The 2,673-nt window shown below is 57.8% G+C and carries 4 protein-coding genes; all 4 read left to right on the top strand.

Annotated features, from left to right (window positions below; genetic code table 11):
- On the top strand, positions 1-357 hold a 357-nt coding region (locus QD357_RS31750; RefSeq protein WP_414125959.1), incomplete at its 5' end, for a flavin reductase family protein.
- Between the two features lie 89 nt (positions 358-446).
- The gene (locus QD357_RS31745; protein ID WP_414125961.1) at positions 447-848 is read left to right on the top strand and encodes a carboxymuconolactone decarboxylase family protein; all 402 of its coding nucleotides are present in this window, start codon (positions 447-449) and stop codon (positions 846-848) included.
- A 55-nt stretch (positions 849-903) separates the two neighbouring features.
- Entirely contained in the window at positions 904-2,028 is a 1,125-nt protein-coding gene (locus QD357_RS31740) for an LLM class flavin-dependent oxidoreductase (RefSeq protein ID WP_414125957.1), read from the top strand.
- Positions 2,029-2,156: 128 nt separating this feature from the next.
- Positions 2,157-2,673: substrate-binding domain-containing protein (locus QD357_RS31735; protein WP_414125955.1), on the top strand; the 517-nt coding region annotated here is incomplete at its 3' end.

Below are 2,673 nucleotides of genomic sequence, written 5' to 3'. Positions count from 1 at the left end.
CTCCTGGTTTGCATCAACCAATCGGCTTCGATCAGCGGCCCGCTCAAGCTGGCGGGGAAATTCGCAGTGAACATGCTGCATCTTAGTCATGCGCCTTTGGTTCCGCTGTTCAGTGGAAAACTGAAGGGAGAGGAGAGGTTCKCTCACGGTGAGTGGATCGGGGCTGGCGGAGTTCCCGTCCTCGGCGACGCCCAGGCCGCATTCGTTTGCAGCCTCAACTCCGCAGTCTCCGTTGGCACCCATGACGTCGTTCTCGGGGAAGTMATCGAGGCCCGGTTTATCGAGAGTATTGCCCCGCTCCTCTACGAGGACGGGAAATTGGTTAGATCGGCAGCGCTGATCGATGCTGCCGCCTGAAACGTTTGGCCGAGCATTCKGCCTATGACATCCACCAAATGCCTTTCGGCCGATAATGAGGAGTTTGATCCGTGACTATTGCCACCGATATGAAATCGCAAGTGAATGGGCGTCCCGTCAGTGAACGGTTCGAAAAGGGTCTGCAGACCCGTCGGGAGGTTCTCGGCGGTGCATATGTGGACGCTTCGGTAAACAAGGCGACCGAGTTCAACTGGCCGATGCAGGAGCTTGTCACCGAGTATTGCTGGAACGAGATCTGGAACAGGCCCGGCCTGGACCGCCGTTCGCGCAGCCTTCTCAATCTTGGCATGATTTCCGCCCTTAACCGCCCCCACKAGTTGAAGCTGCACGTTCGCGGCGCGATCAATAACGGCCTCAGCAAGGACGAGCTTCGCGAAGTTTTMCTTCAGGTCGCGATCTATTGCGGCGTGCCCGCGGCGATCGACAGCTTCCGCGTCGCGCAGGAAGTCTTCGAGGACATGGGTATCTAATCGGTGCCCGGCTTTCGGGCCGGGAACAGACTAACTCTGTGGAGGAGACTTCAATATGACGACCAGCGATGATTTCYGCGCCGCCGGAAACCCGATGTTTAACGGCAACAAGCTGAAGCTTGGCGTATTCGGAACGAATTGTTCCAGCGCTTGCGCCATCACCACCGCGGAATCAACGTTCGAACCGACCTTCGAACACAATGTCGAAATTGCCAAAAAGCTTGAAGCGGCCGGCTGGGAATGCATGGTGCCGATCKCCCGATGGCGCGGTTTCGGCGGGCCGACGAACTTCAACGGCGTGAACATGGACACGTTCACGTGGGCCGCGGCCCTGGCTGCCGTGACCACGAAGCTGCAGTTTTTTTCGACGACGCATATCCCCACCCTGAACCCGATCGTCGCGACGAAGATGGCGACGACGATCGACAATATTTCGAAGGGCCGATACGGCCTGAACCTGGTGACGGGTTGGTTTACCCCKGAAATGGAGATGTTCGGCGTTCCGATGATGGAACACGACACCCGCTACGAATATGCCACGGAATGGATGGAAATCGTCGAATCTCTGTGGACGAAGAACGGCGTCACMTTTGACGGCCAGTTCCTCAAGGTGAAAGACGCGTTCAGCGAGCCGAAGCCCTATAACAAAGAGACGGGTCGCCCGGTCCTCATCTGCGCCGGTTCGTCGGGCAAGGGCCTGCACTTCACAGCCAAGTTCTGCGACTTCAACTTCGGCTTCATGCAGGACATGGAATCGGGCGCAGCGTGGGTGAAGAAGGTGAAGGAGCTGGCTCGCGAGGAATACAAGCGCKAACTCGGAACCTTCACCGCGTGCCCGGTCGTCGTTCGCGAGACCGAAAAGGAAGCCCGGGATTACTACGACTACTACGTGAACCAGAAGGGCGATTGGGAAGCCTGCGAAAACATCTGCGAGGTTCTTCAGGTTCAGTCGCAGAACCACTCGGCAGAGATGTACCAGAAGTTCAAGGAGMGCTTTATCGCTGGCTGGGGCGGCTACCCGATCGTCGGAACGCCGGAACAGGTCGCCGACAAGCTCGTCGGATTGAGCAACACGGGCGTCGACGGCGCGCTTCTCACAATGGTCGACTACAACGAAGAGCTGCCGTTMTTCAACGACCGCGTCATGCCTCTGTTGAAACAGGCTGGCCTCAGGAACTGACCGTTCCGCGGGCGGCGCAAGCCGCCCGCCACCAATCCGAAATCGAAACACTTTTCACCAATTCCGTGGCTCGACGCCAACGGCGTCAACTGCTGTAGCGGATGCACAGAGGGGAGGAGACCCTACACATGCTAAAGAAGGTTTACACCGCATTGAGCGTGATCACCGGGCTAGGCCTGATGACCACCGCCGCATTCGCGGACGGCTTAGACTCGCTACCACCGGACCAGAAAAAGCTTTACGAGCTCGTGGACCCKGCAATTCCCCTCGGTGGTACGCMGCTCAAGGATTTTGTGGCGAAGCGGCCGCCGCCATGGAAAATCGGCTACGCATCCACTTATGCAGGCAACACGTGGCGTGCCCAGATCCTCACTGAATTGAACGAGGTTMTGCTTCCGAAATACAAGGAGGCTGGACTGGTATCTGAGCTTGTCGTCACGCAGTCCGACCTGAAGGACGCGACGCAAATCCAGCAGATGCGCCAGATKGTCGACGACGGCGTCGATGCTATCATCATCTGCTGCTCGAACGTAACGGCCATCAACCAGACCATCGAATACGCGCACTCCAAGGGCGTTCCGGTGTTCTCGTTCTCGGGTTACGTGACATCGCCCTACGCGATCAATGCGACCGAAAACAACACCC

Origin of the sequence: Rhizobium sp. BR 317 (assembly GCF_047445835.1) — a bacterium.
GTDB classification, from domain to species: domain Bacteria; phylum Pseudomonadota; class Alphaproteobacteria; order Rhizobiales; family Rhizobiaceae; genus Rhizobium; species Rhizobium paranaense.
Note: the sequence above shows the minus strand (reverse complement) of the source record. Positions and strands in the feature narration are given on the sequence as shown.